This is a genomic window from Pseudoalteromonas fuliginea (assembly GCF_000690055.1).
Classification (GTDB): Bacteria; Pseudomonadota; Gammaproteobacteria; order Enterobacterales; family Alteromonadaceae; genus Pseudoalteromonas; species Pseudoalteromonas fuliginea.
The window spans coordinates 1-340 of record NZ_JJNZ01000314.1 but is presented as its reverse complement, the minus strand read 5'-3'; the positions used below and the strand labels follow the sequence as shown (position 1 = coordinate 340).

1 pseudogene is annotated in these 340 nt (G+C 56.8%); it reads left to right on the top strand.

Annotated elements, in window-relative coordinates:
• Positions 1-77 precede the first annotated feature (77 nt).
• Positions 78-340: pseudogene (locus DC53_RS22925) on the top strand (hypothetical protein); the annotation flags it as partial.

Below are 340 nucleotides of genomic sequence, written 5' to 3'. Positions count from 1 at the left end.
ATGGCGAAGACAGCTTTGTCATTGGTGCCGATGGTGACGGTGGTAACTCCTTTAGTGGTGGTATCGATTATGTTGCGGTGCTGGACGACAACGTTGTCGACGTCAACGGTGGCGGCCTTGATGGTATCGTTGAAGGAACCGCTGGCGATGATCTGATTGACACCTCTTACCTGGGCGACCCAGAGGGGGATCGCATCGACAATGACGATGCCATCAATCCTGCGGACGGAGAAGACGACGATCTGGTAAATGCGGGCGCGGGTGCTGATACCGTTCTGGCAGGTGAAGGCGATGACACTGTTCACGGCGGTGGCGGTGCAGACAGTCTGAGTGGCGGCAT